Source organism: Pseudomonas sp. JY-Q (assembly GCF_001655295.1).
Lineage (GTDB): Bacteria > Pseudomonadota > Gammaproteobacteria > Pseudomonadales > Pseudomonadaceae > Aquipseudomonas > Aquipseudomonas alloputida.
In genome coordinates, this window is record NZ_CP011525.1 from 5,696,139 (window position 1) to 5,711,641 (window position 15,503).

The following is a 15,503-nucleotide window of genomic DNA, read 5'->3' on the forward strand; positions in this document are numbered from 1 at the left end:
CCGCCCACTTACTGAGGGCCTATAGCTCAGTCGGTTAGAGCAGAGGACTCATAATCCTTTGGTCCACGGTTCGAGTCCGTGTGGGCCCACCAGCTTACAAGCCGCGCACTGCGCGGCTTTTTCATGCCCGCAAGAAATAAATGTTCGGGGCGTGTACATCCAGCGCAGCGGCGCCGAGCGCATGACCTTGGAAGTGGCGCTGAAACACCATCTCAGCGAAATCAGCCCCACCAAGAAGCCGATCACCCAGCACGCCGATAATCGCGGAAAGGTGCCCTATCGATACTTCAAGCCAAACACCCTAGCTTGAGGATCAGACAATGAGCCGAATAGCCGCCATTATCAGCTCACAAAATGAGCCGAATATGCTCGCTAATCGGCTCACAGATGAGCAAGCCTATGAATGAACCTGGGCCTGCCCCGTGACAACGGACGCCAAGAAGCTGGCTACAGAGCCAACTGCCTCAAGCCTTTTGCGTATTCGTTCGGTGCACTCATCACTGGCGCGGCGCCTGGGGATAAACGAAGAAGGCCGCACCACTGCATGATCCAGTCCATCGGGCGAGGCCATCAACCATGGGCAACCCCATCAGAACCCTCCCAGCCTGCTCCACCGCCCCCTCTGCCAACGTCCGCAAATGTACCGCTGTTGGTTAATCCCCTCCCGGACGCATCTCGACCTGCCGTGGGTTGAAGAAGGTCATGCCAGGCGGAATATCCCGCGTAACCAACGACATCGCGCCAATCACCACGTCATCGCCAATGTCGATGCGATCAGCAACGATGCAACTGTTGGCGCCCATGCTCACGTTGTCACCAATGCGCAGTGCGTACTCCTGCAACCCCAGGGTCTTGATGCCGATCGAGCAGTTCTGCCGGATGAAGAAGTTGCGCCCGATGCTCACATACCGGGTAATCACCACCCCCGGCAGGTGCGCGATGCGCAGGCCGGGGGCAATCTGGGCGCCGATGTCGATGTCCACCCCATACTTGAGGTTGAGCCGCTGTTGCATGCGCCGGGCGTGACGCCGGGCAAGGCCGCCGCGGGCGTCGAGGTACTGGGCCAGGCGATAGGCGAAGAGGAAACGCAGTTTGTTGTCCTTGCGTGCGCGGCGCAGCACGTTGAACAGCAGGCTGATAGGGCGTCCGGGCCTTTTCTTGTTGGAGACTTCCAGTCGCCAGCATTCGAGCAGGTGGTCGAGGTTCACGCTGAGGTTCCCGTTGAACTAGCACTTCATCATGCCGAATTAGTGTCGAAGACGCAGCCTTCGGACATGCGCGGCCGTTCTAACCCAAAGTGCCAAGCCGACGCCGTCAACGGTGATCGACTGTACCTGGCCTTGCCCTGATTGGCACAGGCTGGCTAGGCTAGCGGGCCAACCGTAGAGACTCGCCATGTCGGATTCCCGCTCCATCACGCTGGATGAAATCGATCGCCAGCTGATCGCCCTGCTGCAGATCAACGCCCGCGAAAGCGTCGCCACCCTCGCCCGCCAGCTGGGCATCGCCCGCACTACCGTCAATTCGCGCCTGGAGCGGCTGGAGAAGAACAAGGTTATCTCCGGCTATGGCGTACGCCTGGGCCAGAGTGTGATAGGCGGCGGATTGCAGGCGTATGTCGGGATCAAGGTGCAGCCACGCTCCGGCAAGGACGTGGTGCGGCGCCTGAGTGCCATGGGCCAGGTGCAGCAGCTGTGTGCGGTAAGCGGCGAATTCGACTATGTGGCCTGGCTGCGTACGGACTCGCCCGAGCAGCTGGATCAGTTGCTCGACCAGATTGGCAGCGTCGACGGGGTGGAGAAAACCACCACGTCGATCATTCTCAGCAGCAAGGTGGACCGTGGACAGCCGCTTTGAACGGACTGGCGCTCGGGTGGGGTTATCGATGAGGCCGGTTGTAGGAGCGGGTTTACCCGCGAATGGGGCAGAGAATCTACCGACGCATTCGCGGGTGAACCCGCGCCTACAAAGGGCCAAGGTGTTTTTTGAATTACCTCGACCGCCTGCCTCGTCTTAATGAACATTAACCTAATCATTACGACGAAACTAACTACATTCAGACAACACTCTGCACCTTAATAACGAACACCTCACTCCCTAAAATGACAGCCGGGCATCTCCTATACTCAGGCTCCGCTCCTCGCGCAGCCTCTCTGGCAAGGTCATTTCATGAACAAGAAGAACCGCCACCCCGCCGACGGCAAGAAGCCGATCACCATTTTCGGCCCGGACTTCCCTTTTGCTTTCGACGACTGGCTGGAACACCCGGCAGGCCTGGGCAGCATTCCGGCTGAGCGCCATGGGGAAGAGGTGGCCATTGTCGGTGCCGGTATCGCCGGCCTGGTAGCGGCCTACGAGCTGATGAAGCTGGGCCTCAAGCCGGTGGTGTACGAGGCTTCCAAGCTGGGCGGCCGGCTGCGCTCGCAAGCCTTCAATGGCACTGACGGGATCGTTGCCGAGCTGGGTGGCATGCGCTTCCCGGTGTCGTCCACCGCCTTCTACCACTACGTCGACAAGCTGGGCCTGGAAACCAAGCCCTTCCCCAACCCGCTGACCCCGGCTTCGGGCAGCACGGTGATCGACCTGGAAGGCCAGACCTACTACGCCGAGAAGCCCACCGACCTGCCACAACTGTTTCATGAGGTAGCCGACGCCTGGGCCGATGCGCTGGAGAGCGGTGCGCAGTTCGCCGATATCCAGCAGGCCATCCGCGACCGTGATGTACCGCGCCTGAAGGAACTTTGGAACAAGCTGGTGCCGCTGTGGGACGACCGCACCTTCTACGACTTCGTCGCCACCTCGCGCTCTTTTGCCAAGCTGAGCTTCCAGCACCGCGAAGTGTTCGGCCAGGTCGGTTTCGGCACCGGCGGTTGGGACTCGGACTTCCCCAACTCGATGCTGGAAATCTTCCGCGTGGTGATGACCAACTGCGACGACCACCAGCACCTGGTGGTCGGGGGCGTGGAACAAGTGCCACAAGGCATCTGGCGCCACGTACCGGAACGCTGCGTGCATTGGCCAGAGGGCACCAGCCTGAGCACGCTGCATGGCGGCGCACCGCGTACCGGTGTCAAGCGCATTGCCCGCGCCACCGATGGCCGCCTGGCGGTCACCGACAACTGGGGCGATACCCGCCACTACAGCGCAGTACTCGCCACCTGCCAGACCTGGTTGCTGACCACCCAGATCGACTGCGAAGAATCGCTGTTCTCGCAAAAGATGTGGATGGCCCTGGACCGTACCCGCTACATGCAGTCGTCAAAAACCTTCGTCATGGTCGACCGCCCGTTCTGGAAGGACAAGGACCCGGAAACCGGCCGTGACCTGCTGAGCATGACCCTCACCGATCGCCTCACCCGCGGCACTTACCTGTTCGACAACGGCAACGACAAGCCCGGGGTGATCTGCCTGTCATACTCGTGGATGAGCGACGCGCTGAAGATGCTGCCGCACCCGGTGGAGAAGCGCGTACAACTGGCCCTGGATGCGCTGAAGAAGATCTACCCGAAGACCGATATCGCCGGCCACATCATCGGCGACCCGATCACGGTTTCCTGGGAGGCCGACCCGTACTTCCTCGGCGCCTTCAAAGGCGCGCTTCCGGGCCATTACCGCTACAACCAGCGCATGTACGCGCACTTCATGCAGCAGGACATGCCGGCAGAGCAGCGCGGTATCTTCATTGCTGGTGACGACGTGTCATGGACCCCCGCCTGGGTTGAAGGCGCGGTGCAGACGTCGCTGAATGCGGTGTGGGGTATCATGAACCACTTTGGTGGCCACACCCACCCCGACAACCCCGGCCCGGGCGATGTGTTCAACGAAATCGGCCCGATCGCCCTGGCGGATTGAGACAAGGAGGCACCATGCGCATCGCTCTGTACCAGGGCGCACCCAAGCCACTGGATGTGCCCGGCAACCTGCAACGGCTGCGCCACCAGGCGCAGCTGGCAGCCGAACGCGGCGCACAGTTGCTGGTGTGCCCGGAGATGTTCCTGACCGGCTACAACATCGGCCTGGCCCAGGTCGAGCGCCTGGCCGAGGCCGCCGATGGCCCGGCAGCCATGACCGTGGTAGAGATCGCCCAGGCGCACCGTATCGCCATTGTCTATGGCTACCCGGAGCGCGGCGATGACGGGGCGATCTACAACAGCGTGCAGCTGATCGATGCGCATGGCCGCAGCCTGGGCAATTACCGCAAGACCCACCTGTTCGGTGAACTGGACCGCTCGATGTTCAGCCCTGGTGCGGACCACTTCCCGGTGGTGGAACTGGAAGGCTGGAAGGTTGGCCTGCTGATCTGCTACGACATCGAGTTCCCGGAGAACGCCCGACGCCTGGCGCTGGACGGCGCCGAGCTGATCCTGGTGCCGACGGCGAACATGACGCCGTACGACTTTACCTGCCAGGTGACCGTGAGAGCGAGGGCACAGGAAAACCAGTGCTACCTGGTATATGCCAACTACTGCGGTGCGGAAGACGAGATTGAGTATTGCGGGCAGAGCAGCATCATCGGCCCGGATGGCAGCTTGCTGGCCATGGCCGGGCGGGATGAGTGCCAGTTGTTGGCAGAGCTTGAACATGAGCGGGTGGTGCAGGGGCGCACGGCGTTTCCCTACCTGACCGATTTGCGCCAGGAGCTGCACCTGCGTAAAGGCTGACAAGGGCCGCTATGCGGCCCATTCGCGGGCACGCCCGCTCCCACGGGGTCTGCGCTGCCTTTCATACCGGCGCCCTACCCGCGAAAAGGCCGGGCCTGCGAACAAATCGGTTAGCATGGAGCGCAGCCACCGGAGCCCCCATGCCTGACGCCATCCGCCACCTCACCCTCGCCAACGGCTTGCAACTGACCTTGCGCCACGCCCCGCGCCTCAAGCGCTCGGCCGCCGCACTGCGGGTGCACGCGGGCAGCCACGACGCGCCTGCCAAATGGCCCGGTCTGGCGCACTTCCTCGAACACCTGTTCTTCCTCGGTACCCCGCGCTTCCCGCTGGAAGACGGACTGATGCGCTACGTGCAAGCCCTGGGCGGCCAGGTCAACGCCAGCACCCGGGAACGCGCCACCGACTTTTTCTTCGAGGTGCCCCCCAACACGCTCGGTGGCGGTCTCGAGCGCCTGTGCCAAATGCTGGCAGAACCGGATCTGGGCATCGAACGCCAACGCCGTGAACGCGAAGTGATCCATGCCGAATTCATCGCCTGGTCGCGCAATCCATCGGCCCAACAGCAGTTCGCCTTGCTGCAGTCAGTGTCAGCCAAGCATCCACTGGGCGCTTTTCATGCTGGCAATCGATACACCCTGGCCTTGCACGATGCGGCCTTCCAGCAAGCGCTTGCGGGCTTTCATCAACGCTTCTACCAAGGCGGCCAGATCTGCCTGAGCCTTTGCGGTCCGCAGCCGCTGGATGAACTTGAACGCCTTGCCCGGCAGCAGGCCGAACTGTTCGCTGCAGGTGAGCGCGTGCCGCAAATGCTGCCGCCGCCACTGCCAGCAATGGCTAGCGCTTTGACCTTCACGCACCAAAGCCTCCCCAGCGGTGCCGAGCGCGCCCTGGAACTGCTGATCGCTTACCTGGAGGACAGCCGCCCAGGTACCTGGCTGGGCGCGCTTCGCGAGCGTGGCTGGCTACAACGTTTCACGGCCGAAAGGCTGTATGCGTTCGCCGGTCAGCTGCTGTGGCACCTTGACCTGAAGCTCAGTGCCGACGCTTGCCCGGACGAAGCCAGCGCCCTGCTGCAAGGTTGGTTCAGGTTCATCCGCCAGGCCGACCGCGAACAGTTGAACCACCAATTCGGCCTGTTGCAGCACAGCCGTGCGCACAGTGCCAGCGCGCTCGAGCTGGCACGCCGGGACAGCACAGGCCAGCCGTTCGCCAGGCTGGATGCCCAAGGGTTGCAGGCGCTTGGCGCCCTGCTGGAAAGCCTGCCAGGTGGCGACCATGGCGATTGGCAGCTTTTGCCAGTCGATCCATTGCTGAAGGCTGACCTGCCCCATGCCAAGGCGCAGCCGCTGCCGGCAGCGCTGAAGATCAGTGACCAGCTCCCGCCCGCGCGCCAATACGCTGCGCTGTACCTGCGCTGGCATGTACCTTCGCCTTTGCGCCAGCAGCTACAGCGTGTGCTGGAACTGGCCCTGGCACCACTGCAGGAACGCTGTGACCGCGCCTCCGTGCAACTGCAGTACAGCAGCGCCGGAGAATACTGGCAGTTGCGCTGCGCCGGCCTGCCAGCAGCAGTGCTGCGGGCAGTGGAACAAGCCTTGGCCTTGATGCTCAAGCCACCTGCCAGTTGCTGGCTGCCCTGCATGGCGCAGCCCCCGGCCCTGATCCCCATCAGGGCCCTGCTCAAGCAACTGCCAGACGCGGTACGGGGTAGCCTGCCCGCAGCGGTGCCTGCCTGCACGCTGACCCAGCAGCAGCTCGACAGCCTGTGGCTGCACACCGAGTGGCATGGCATGGCTGCAGGTTTCGAGAATACCGCGCTAAACGCCTTGGGCGCCTCGCTGTTGCAGTGCCCTGGGCAAGGCTCGCGGCCGAGGCCCCAGCCATCATGGGCCAACCACCGCTGGCAGCATGCCCAAGTGCAAGGCAGCGAACATGCCCTGCTGCTCTTCTGCCCGTTGCCGGCGGCAAAAGAGGCCGCAGGCCGCCTGTTAGCCCAATTGCTGCAAGGGCCGGTTTACCAGCGCCTGCGGGTAGACTTGCAACTCGGCTACGCGGTGTTCAGCGCCTTTCGTCAGGTCGAGGGGGTCGGTGGGCTGCTGTTCGGTGTGCAGTCCCCCCACACCGGTCAGGCACAGGTGCTCGACCACCTGCTCAGCCTGCTGCGCCATGGCGTCACCCTTGACCCGGCCGCTCGCCAGGCGTTGGCCGGGCAATTCGACGAACCCGCCATGGCCAATGCCGATGTCGCCGAATGGGCGTGGCAGACACACTTGGGCACACAAGCCGATAGGCTGGATGTGCTGCGCAGGTCTATCCTGACTACGCGGCAGACGGATCTGGACCACCTGCTGAGCGACCTGCTCGACCCAGGTTCCGCTTGGCTATGTTTGGCCAACGCTGCCGCGCCAGACACTTCCTGGCAGGGCGAAAATCGATGATTATTACGCGAACTGCAACGGCGCTTCTCGAATAATTAACCTTCCGGTTCAAATTTTTCTTGTAAGATAGCGCAATCCCGTTTTCACGGAACTGCCAACGCATGGCGGTACCCAAGTAGTAGCTGAACAACCCAACCCTCATTCGGAAGGAGTAATTCCATGTGGACCAAACCTGCATACACTGACCTGCGTATCGGCTTCGAAGTCACCATGTACTTCGCTAACCGCTAAGCCGGGCTTAGGGTTTCACGCCTCGGCCTGCCGGGGCGTTTTCGTTTTTCAGATCCGGTTTCTGCATAGAGAGTGGCCATGTACATCCAGGTTCTCGGCTCCGCCGCCGGTGGCGGGTTCCCGCAGTGGAACTGCAACTGCGTCAACTGCAAGGGCTACCGTGATGGCACCCTGAAAGCCACGGCGCGCACCCAGTCATCCATCGCCCTGTCCGACGACGGTGTGCACTGGATATTGTGCAATGCCTCGCCCGACATCCGCGCCCAACTGCAGGCCTTTGCGCCGATGCAGCCGGCCCGGGCACTGCGCGACACTGGTATCAACGCCATCGTCCTGCTGGACAGCCAGATCGACCACACCACCGGCCTGCTCAGCCTGCGCGAAGGCTGCCCGCATCAGGTGTGGTGCACGGACATGGTCCACCAGGACCTGACCACCGGTTTCCCGCTGTTCAACATGCTCAGCCACTGGAACGGTGGCTTGCAGTGGAACCGTATCGAGCTGGAAGGCAGCTTCGTGATCGACGCCTGCCCCAACCTCAAGTTCACCCCCTTCCCCCTGCGCAGCGCCGCGCCGCCTTATTCGCCACACCGCTTCGACCCGCACCCGGGCGATAACCTGGGTTTGATGGTCGAAGACACCCGCACCGGCGGCAAGCTGTTCTACGCCCCGGGCCTGGGCCAGGTAGACGAAAAGCTGCTGGCGATGATGCACGGTGCCGACTGCCTGCTGGTCGACGGCACCCTGTGGGAAGACGACGAAATGCAGCGCCGTGGCGTGGGCACCCGCACCGGCCGCGAGATGGGTCACCTGGCCCAGAACGGCCCTGGCGGCATGCTGGAAGTGCTCGACGGCTTCCCGCGCCAGCGCAAGGTACTTATCCACATCAACAACACCAACCCGATTCTCGACGAAGACTCACCCGAGCGCGCCGAAGTCCTGCGCCGGGGCGTCGAAGTTGCCTTCGATGGCATGAGCATCGCGTTGTAAAAAAGTCTGTGAGGCGACACCAGACCCTGTGGGAGCGGGCATGCCCGCGAAAAAGCCAACACGGTCCATGGCACCGGCTTCGCCGGTGTTCGCGGGCACGCCCGCTCCCACAAGGGAGAGGGATGTGCCCGGCCAGATAATCGTTCTACAGGAGCCAGCCGAATGAGCGACGCACTGCCAATGTCCCCTGCCGAATTCGAGCAGGCCCTGCGCGCCAAGGGCGCCTATTACCACATCCATCACCCGTACCACGTGGCGATGTATCAGGGGCGCGCCACCCGCGAGCAGATCCAGGGCTGGGTAGCCAACCGCTTCTACTACCAGGTCAACATCCCGATGAAGGATGCCGCGATCCTGGCCAACTGCCCGGACCGCGAAGTGCGCCGCGAGTGGATCCAGCGCCTGCTCGACCACGATGGTGCGCCCGGCGAGGATGGCGGCATCGAAGCCTGGCTGCGCCTGGGCCAGGCTGTCGGGCTGGACCCGGACCAATTGCGCTCGCAAGAACTGGTATTGCCAGGCGTGCGCTTTGCCGTGGACGCCTACGTCAACTTTGCCCGCCGCGCCAGCTGGCAGGAAGCCGCCAGCAGCTCGCTGACCGAGCTGTTCGCCCCACAAATCCACCAGTCACGCCTGGACAGCTGGCCGCAGCACTACCCGTGGATCGACCCCGCCGGCTATGAGTATTTCCGTACCCGCCTGGGCCAGGCTCGACGCGATGTGGAACACGGCCTGGCGATTACCCTGCAGCACTACACCACCCGTGCGGGCCAGGAGCGTATGCTGGAGATACTGCAGTTCAAGCTGGATATCCTCTGGAGTATGCTCGACGCCATGAGCATGGCCTACGAACTGAACCGCCCACCCTATCACTCCGTCACCCAGGAACGGGTGTGGCACAAGGGAATCACCCTATGAGTTTCGACCGTAACCAAGTGCCGAACTGGCGCCCCGGCTACCGCTTCCAGTACGAGCCGGCGCAAAAGGGCCATGTGTTGCTGTACCCCGAAGGCATGATCAAGCTCAACGACAGCGCGAGCCTGATCGGTGGCCTGATCGACGGCCAGCGTGATGTGGCAGCGATTATCAGCGAACTCGAACAGCAATTCCCCGATGTCCCGGAAGTGGCCGATGACATCGAGCAGTTCATGGAGGTGGCCCGTGCCGAACACTGGATCGTCCTCGCCTGAGTTGCCACCTACGCCCGAGGTCGGCCTGCCGCTGTGGCTGCTGGCCGAGCTGACCTACCGCTGCCCGCTGCAGTGCCCGTATTGCTCCAACCCGCTGGACTTCGCCGCCCAGGGCCAAGAGCTGAGCACCGAACAGTGGTTCAAGGTCATGGCTGAAGCGCGGGAAATGGGTGCCGCACAAATCGGCTTTTCCGGCGGTGAACCGCTGGTACGCCAGGACCTTGCCCAGCTGATCGCAGAGGCCCGCCGTCTGGGTTACTACACCAACCTGATCACCTCGGGCATTGGCCTGACCGAGGCGCGCATCGCCGACTTCAAAAAGGCTGGCCTGGACCATATCCAGATCAGCTTCCAGGCCAGCGACGAGCAGGTGAACAACCTGCTGGCCGGCTCGAAAAAGGCTTTTGCACAGAAGCTGGAAATGGCCCGCGCGGTAAAAGCCCATGGCTACCCGATGGTGCTCAACTTCGTCACCCATCGGCACAACATCGACAAGATCGACCGCATCATCGAGTTGTGCATTGCCCTTGAGGCCGACTTTGTCGAACTCGCCACGTGCCAGTTCTATGGCTGGGCGCACCTCAACCGCCTTGGGCTGCTGCCAACCCGCGCGCAGCTCGAGCGGGCAGAACGTATCACCAACGAATACCGGGACAAGCTCAAGGCCGAGGGCAACCCGTGCAAGCTGATTTTCGTTACCCCTGACTACTACGAAGAGCGCCCCAAGGCCTGCATGAACGGCTGGGGCAACCTGTTCCTCACCATCACCCCGGACGGTACCGCCTTGCCCTGCCACGGCGCCCGCCAGCTGCCCGTGCAGTTTCCGAATGTACGCGACCACGACTTGCACCATATCTGGTATGAGTCGTTCGGTTTCAACCGCTTCCGTGGCTATGAGTGGATGCGCGAACCTTGCCGCTCCTGCGACGAGAAAGAAAAGGACTTCGGCGGCTGTCGCTGCCAGGCCTTCATGCTGACCGGCGATGCCAGCAACGCAGACCCGGTCTGCGCCAAATCGACCGAGCACGGCATCATCCTCAAGGCCCGCGAGGAGGCAGAAACCGCCCAGCTCGCGATCGAACAGATGACCTTCCGCAATGATCGAAACTCCCGTGTCATCGCCCGCGGCTGAGTTCAGCGCGGCCCAGGCGGTTGCCGCCGGCACCGACTTCGCCGAACTCAAGGTCAGTGCCGACGGGCTGTTCTGGAACGAATTCCGCCCGGCCGATGGAGCGTGCCGTATCTGGCACTGGCTGCACTACCAGGCCCGCTGCCTGACCCCGGACGGCTTCAGCGTACGCAGCCGGGTTTATGAGTACGGCGGCGGCAGCTTCTGCCTGGGTGGCGACGGGCTGGTGTTCGTCAACGAAAAGGACCAGCAGGTCTACACCCAGCCGCTGGACGATTCGCTACCGCGTGCGCTGACCCAGGATGCCAGCTGCCGCTACGGCGATGTGCAGTGGCACGACGGCCAGGTGCTGGCCGTCGAAGAGCGCCATGCCGAGCAGGTAGAGCACCGCCTGGTCGCTTTGGGTGACAGCAGCCGCGAGGTGCTCGCCGAGGGCGCCGACTTCTATGCCTCGCCTGGTGTCAGTGCCGATGGCCAGCGCCTGGCGTGGATCGAATGGGACCGCCCGGCGCAGCCCTGGACCGTCACCCGGCTGATGTATCGCGCGCGCGATGCCAGCGGCCACTGGGGGCCGGCGCAATGTGTAGCCGCCGCAGAAGAATCGCTGCAACAACCACGCTTCGATGCCGAAGGTCGGCTCTACTGCCTGTCCGACCGCAATGGTTTCTGGCAACCCTGGGGTGAGGTCGATGGCCAATGGCAGGCGTTGCCTGCCGCACCGGCAGACCATGCTGCTGCGCCTTGGCAATTGGGCACCTGTACCTGGTTGGCACTGGGCCCGCAAAGCTACCTGGCCAGCTGGTTCGAAGACGGCTTCGGGCAATTGGGGCTGCGTGGTGAAGATGGCCGTATGGAGCGTTTCGCCAGTGCCTACACACGCTTTCGCAGCCTGGCCATGGACAGCGAACACCTGTATGCCATCGCCGCGTCGCCCATCAGCCCCCCGGCAGTCATTGCCATTGACCGCAGCAACCATGAAGTACGCGTGCTGGCCGGTGGTGCCGAAATGCTGCCGGCAGGGCAAATCAGCCTGCCGCAGCCGATCCATTACGACAGTGGCGGCGAGCAGGCCCATGGTTTCTTCTACCCGCCAGCGCAGCCGCAAGGCGCCGCACCGCTGGTGGTGTTCATCCACGGCGGGCCAACCTCAGCCTGTTATCCCGTGCTCGACCCGCGTATCCAGTATTGGACCCAGCGCGGCTTTGCCGTGGCCGACCTCAACTACCGGGGCAGCACCGGCTATGGTCGGGAATACCGCCAGGCACTGCACCAGCGCTGGGGCGAGAGCGATGTGGCCGATGCCTGCGCGGTAGTCGAATACCTGGCAGCTCAGGGCGTGGTCGACAAACGCAAGGCGTTCATCCGCGGCGGCAGCGCCGGGGGCTACACCACCCTGTGCGCTTTGGCGTTCCAAGACGTGTTTCGCGCCGGCGCCAGCCTGTACGGGGTCAGCGACCCGATAGCCCTGGGCCGTGCCACCCACAAGTTCGAGGGTGATTATCTGGACTGGTTGATCGGCGACCCGCAGCGGGACGCTGACCGCTATCGCCAGCGCACGCCGCTGCTGCATGCAGAGCGTATCAAGGTGCCAGTGATTTTCTTCCAGGGTGAGCTGGATGCAGTGGTGGTGCCGGAACAGACGCGGTCCATGCTGGCAGCGTTGCAGGCCAACGGGATCGACGCTGAAGGGCACTTTTATGCGGGAGAGCGGCATGGGTTCCGCAAGGCGGAGAACCTGGCGCATGCCTTGGAAGAAGAGTGGAAATTCTATTGCCGGGTGTTGGCGCAATAGTTCCCGGCGCCCCGAGCAGGAGCGACCTTGCGCTGCTCCTGCTCGGGCCAATCTCTGCCTGTATCAACGCTTGGCGATGATATACACCGCATGCACGATCCCCGGAATGTACCCCAGCAAGGTCAGCAGAATATTCAGCCAGAACGCCCCGCCAAACCCCACCTGCAGAAACACGCCCAGCGGTGGCAGAAGAATGGCGATGATGATGCGAATAAAGTCCATGCGAGTCTCTCCTGAAGGGTTACATCAAAGACTAGCTCCCAGCCGTAGAGGTTCCACAGGCAAAAAAAAACGCCCCGGGCCGAATGAAACAGGCCAGGGGCGATGCGCAGGAACGCCAGACGGTTCGTTGAATTCTTTGCCAGGCCGCTACGCCGGCATTTCGCGACGGGCCTGCTGCTGGGCATGCAGGCGGGCGAAAGCGCGCGCCAGGCGCAGCAGCATTTCGTCGATGTTGCCTTTGCTCACAGTCAGCGCCGGTGAAAAGCGCACTACATCCACTTGCGGCGCGTTGAGCAGCAGGCCTTCGTGCAGGGCCGCAGCCACCAGTTCGCGGGCCAGGTTTTCTTTCAGTTGCAGGGCCCATAGCAGCCCGTGACCGCGCACTTCACCCTGACCATAGCGCCCGGTCAGGCGGCTCAGGCCTTCACGCAGGTGACGACCGTTGTCCTGTACCTGGGCTAAAAAGCCAGGTTCCAGCACGCTGTCCAGCACCGCCAGGCCGGCGGCGCACATCAGCGCGTTGCCGTGATGGCTGCCTTCCAGCTCACCAGGCTCGGCGCAGCATGCCTTGCCCCTTGCCAACAAGGCGGCCAGCGGCACGCCGCCCCCCAGGCCCTTGCCCAAGGTGATGATGTCGGCGCGCACGCCATAGAGCTCCTCGGCCAGCAGCGCACCACAGCGACCAATACCGGTCTGCACCTCATCAAGGATCAGCAGGATGCCCAGTTCACGGCAGAGCGTTTCCACGCCCTTGAGGTATTCCTGAGTAGCGGGAATAACGCCCGCCTCCCCCTGTATCGGCTCGAGCATGATTGCCACGGTGCGTGAATCCACCTCGGCGTGCAGCGCCGCGAGGTCATTGAACGGCACCTTGCTGAAACCCGGCAGGCCAGGTTCGCAGCGATTGCACGGCAACGGGTCGGACGCGGACAGCGCGCCGAGGCTACGGCCATGGCAGGCTTGGCTGGCAGTAATGATGTGATAGGCGCCGTTGCGGTGCAGTTGGCCCCACTTACGCGCCAGCTTGATCGCCCCTTCACAGGCCTCGGCACCGCTGTTAAGCAGGTAGGCCTGGTCACTGCCGGTACTCTGACACAGCCGGTTGACCAGCCCCAGCAGGCCACGGTTGTGGAAGCCCGAGCCCGGGTTGATCAACGCCTGAGCCTGGTTGCCCAACGCTTTGACCAGCACGCTGGGGCTGTGGCCCAAACTGTTGACCGCACCGCCCTGAGTGAAGTCCAGGTAGGCATGCCCTTCGTTGTCCCACAACCATGAGCCCTGGCCACGCACGAATACCTGCGCTGCACGTTCGGCGCCGGGCATCAGGCGCTCAGGCGACAGCTCAGACGCGTGCGGCACGATCACCGGCGCACGCTTGGGCTCGGCGGCGGCGGCAGGAGCCGAGCGGCGCAGGTTGAACAGGTTCATCAAGGGCTCCAACCAATCACGGTAAAGGGCAGCCACGGTGCGGTCTTGGTGCCGGCACTCGATATTTTGCCTTTCCTATCAAAAGTGTTTTTCATCCGGGGTAACAATCGACCGAATCATCGCTGTAACCCTTTGGAATACGTCGATAGACTAGGCTTCAGCAGGGTTTTCGACCATTTCGTTTTTCCAGCATTTTCGATAAGTATTGCTTATGGATTTCCGCCAACTGCGTTATTTCGTCGCGGTGTACGAAGAAGGCCACGTAGGCCGTGCCGCCGAACGCCTGTCGCTGTCACAGCCGGCGCTTTCCCAGCAGATTCGCCAATTGGAGCACAGCCTCGACCTGAGCCTGTTCGAGCGCAGCAACAAACGCTTGCTGCCGACCCTGGCCGCCCACACCTTGTACAACCATGCCCTGCCGTTGCTCGACGGCCTGCAGCGCGCCCACGAGGCTATGCGCAACTTCAAGGGCCAGTCGCTGCGCACCTTGGCTATCGGTGTATTGCAGACCGTGCGGCCAAGCCTGATACCGCAGCTGCTTGAACGGCTGCGCAAGGCTCAACCTCACCTGGTCGTGCAGATTTACGAGTTGTCGGGGTTAGAAATCGAACGGCGCCTGCTCAATGGCAACCTGGACATCGGCATCAGCTACTTGCCGCCGCGCCAGCCAGGGCTGCATGGCCTGCTGTTGTACGAAGATGAGCTGCAACTGGTCATACCCGATACCCACCCGCTGAAGGACTTCAAGAAGGTGTCCATCCGTCAGGCCGCCGAGTTGCCCATGCTGATGCTGGGCGAAGAGTTCCAGATCCGCCAGATCTGGCAGGCGCAGCTGGCCAGCCAAGGCCGACGGCCGCAGGTGCAGGCAGAGATGAACAATATGGCAGGGATTCTCGATAGCCTCGCGCACACGGCGCTGGCTACCATTCTGCCGGGGCGCGCCAAGGAGGCCGCCGAAGATGATCAGGGGCTGCTGTGGAAGCCGTTGAGCGAGCCGCGCGTGCCATTGAAGGTTGGCTTGGTATTTCGCGATGCCCAGCGCCAGCAGGCCTCTGTAGAGCTGCTGCGCACATTGCTTGAGGAAGAGACGGACGCCCGCCTGCTGGGGGCATCACCGCTGGATGTGCTGGCCTAAAACACGCACATAAAGAAAACCCCGCCGAAGCGGGGTTTTCCAGACTGTTTCCCTGTGACATCCGTATCGCCCCGCCATCCTGGCAGGTGGTCCTTCGTCGTCATCCTTGATCTGTCCTATGCGCTTCCTGCGCAACGTCCATGTGATAAAGATTAACAGTGGATCCAATCTTAGAACAGTGGTGAAAAGTCACCGCGTCGTGTAGGAAAAAGCTTACACAGGGAGTTCATTCACAGATATGCGATGGCTGAGGCCGCTTTGCGGCCCAATCGCGACGCAAGGCC

General features: G+C 62.7%; 14 protein-coding genes, 1 tRNA gene and 1 pseudogene. 13 read left to right on the top strand and 3 right to left on the bottom strand.

Translation table 11 applies throughout. The features are described from left to right. The first annotated feature begins 15 nt into the window (after positions 1–15). Positions 16–92, top strand: a tRNA-Ile gene (locus tag AA098_RS25660). 50 nt (positions 93–142) lie between these two features. After that, positions 143–259, top strand: a pseudogene (locus AA098_RS29625) (site-specific integrase); the annotation flags it as partial. Positions 260–653: 394 nt separating this feature from the next. Here AA098_RS29625 and AA098_RS25665 read toward each other — a convergent pair. Then, positions 654–1,208, bottom strand: coding sequence for a serine acetyltransferase (locus AA098_RS25665; protein ID WP_004576184.1), 555 nt, complete (start codon positions 1,206–1,208; stop codon positions 654–656). Positions 1,209–1,395: 187 nt separating this feature from the next. Here AA098_RS25665 and AA098_RS25670 point away from each other — a divergent pair, with 187 nt between their 5' ends. The 10 genes from AA098_RS25670 (at position 1,396) to AA098_RS25710 (ending at position 12,434) form a co-directional block, all read left to right on the top strand. Continuing rightward, complete coding sequence (locus AA098_RS25670) at positions 1,396–1,857, top strand: Lrp/AsnC family transcriptional regulator (protein WP_003255583.1); 462 nt, start codon at positions 1,396–1,398, stop codon at positions 1,855–1,857. Between the two features lie 312 nt (positions 1,858–2,169). Continuing rightward, positions 2,170–3,852, top strand: a complete 1,683-nt coding sequence (locus AA098_RS25675) for an NAD(P)/FAD-dependent oxidoreductase (RefSeq protein WP_004576183.1) — start codon at positions 2,170–2,172, stop codon at positions 3,850–3,852. Between the two features lie 14 nt (positions 3,853–3,866). After that, positions 3,867–4,661 carry a carbon-nitrogen hydrolase family protein gene (locus AA098_RS25680; RefSeq protein WP_054888486.1) on the top strand — a complete coding sequence of 265 codons (795 nt, stop codon included), beginning with the start codon at positions 3,867–3,869 and terminating at the stop codon, positions 4,659–4,661. 140 nt (positions 4,662–4,801) lie between these two features. Further along, a complete protein-coding gene (gene pqqF / locus AA098_RS25685; protein WP_064615090.1) occupies positions 4,802–7,102 on the top strand; it encodes a pyrroloquinoline quinone biosynthesis protein PqqF in 2,301 nt (766 codons plus the stop codon). A 159-nt stretch (positions 7,103–7,261) separates the two neighbouring features. After that, on the top strand, positions 7,262–7,333 hold the full coding sequence (pqqA, locus tag AA098_RS28970) for a pyrroloquinoline quinone precursor peptide PqqA (protein WP_003243383.1): 72 nt from the start codon (positions 7,262–7,264) through the stop codon (positions 7,331–7,333). Between the two features lie 78 nt (positions 7,334–7,411). Beyond that, complete coding sequence (gene pqqB, locus AA098_RS25690; protein ID WP_003255590.1) at positions 7,412–8,323, top strand: pyrroloquinoline quinone biosynthesis protein PqqB; 912 nt, start codon at positions 7,412–7,414, stop codon at positions 8,321–8,323. A 162-nt stretch (positions 8,324–8,485) separates the two neighbouring features. Further along, the gene (pqqC, locus tag AA098_RS25695; RefSeq protein WP_003255592.1) at positions 8,486–9,241 is read left to right on the top strand and encodes a pyrroloquinoline-quinone synthase PqqC; all 756 of its coding nucleotides are present in this window, start codon (positions 8,486–8,488) and stop codon (positions 9,239–9,241) included. Next, complete coding sequence (pqqD, locus tag AA098_RS25700; RefSeq protein WP_003255595.1) at positions 9,238–9,513, top strand: pyrroloquinoline quinone biosynthesis peptide chaperone PqqD; 276 nt, start codon at positions 9,238–9,240, stop codon at positions 9,511–9,513. The genes pqqC and pqqD overlap by 4 nt, the downstream gene beginning before the upstream one ends. Next, the gene (gene pqqE / locus AA098_RS25705) at positions 9,485–10,645 is read left to right on the top strand and encodes a pyrroloquinoline quinone biosynthesis protein PqqE (RefSeq protein WP_014860209.1); all 1,161 of its coding nucleotides are present in this window, start codon (positions 9,485–9,487) and stop codon (positions 10,643–10,645) included. Before pqqD ends, pqqE begins: the two co-directional genes overlap by 29 nt. Continuing rightward, positions 10,611–12,434, top strand: a complete 1,824-nt coding sequence (locus tag AA098_RS25710) for a S9 family peptidase (RefSeq protein WP_064615091.1) — start codon at positions 10,611–10,613, stop codon at positions 12,432–12,434. The genes pqqE and AA098_RS25710 overlap by 35 nt, the downstream gene beginning before the upstream one ends. 63 nt (positions 12,435–12,497) lie before the next feature. Here AA098_RS25710 and AA098_RS25715 read toward each other — a convergent pair whose 3' ends face one another. Together AA098_RS25715 and AA098_RS25720 are read right to left on the bottom strand one after the other, a co-directional pair. Continuing rightward, a complete protein-coding gene (locus AA098_RS25715; protein WP_003177654.1) occupies positions 12,498–12,656 on the bottom strand; it encodes a YqaE/Pmp3 family membrane protein in 159 nt (52 codons plus the stop codon). A 147-nt stretch (positions 12,657–12,803) separates the two neighbouring features. After that, positions 12,804–14,084, bottom strand: a complete 1,281-nt coding sequence (locus AA098_RS25720) for an aspartate aminotransferase family protein (RefSeq protein ID WP_003255598.1) — start codon at positions 14,082–14,084, stop codon at positions 12,804–12,806. A 211-nt stretch (positions 14,085–14,295) separates the two neighbouring features. Between AA098_RS25720 and AA098_RS25725 the strand changes: the two genes are divergently transcribed. Next, positions 14,296–15,219 (top strand): LysR family transcriptional regulator, encoded by a 924-nt coding sequence (locus AA098_RS25725; RefSeq protein ID WP_003255599.1) that lies wholly within the window; start codon positions 14,296–14,298, stop codon positions 15,217–15,219. The last annotated feature ends 284 nt before the right edge of the window (positions 15,220–15,503 follow it).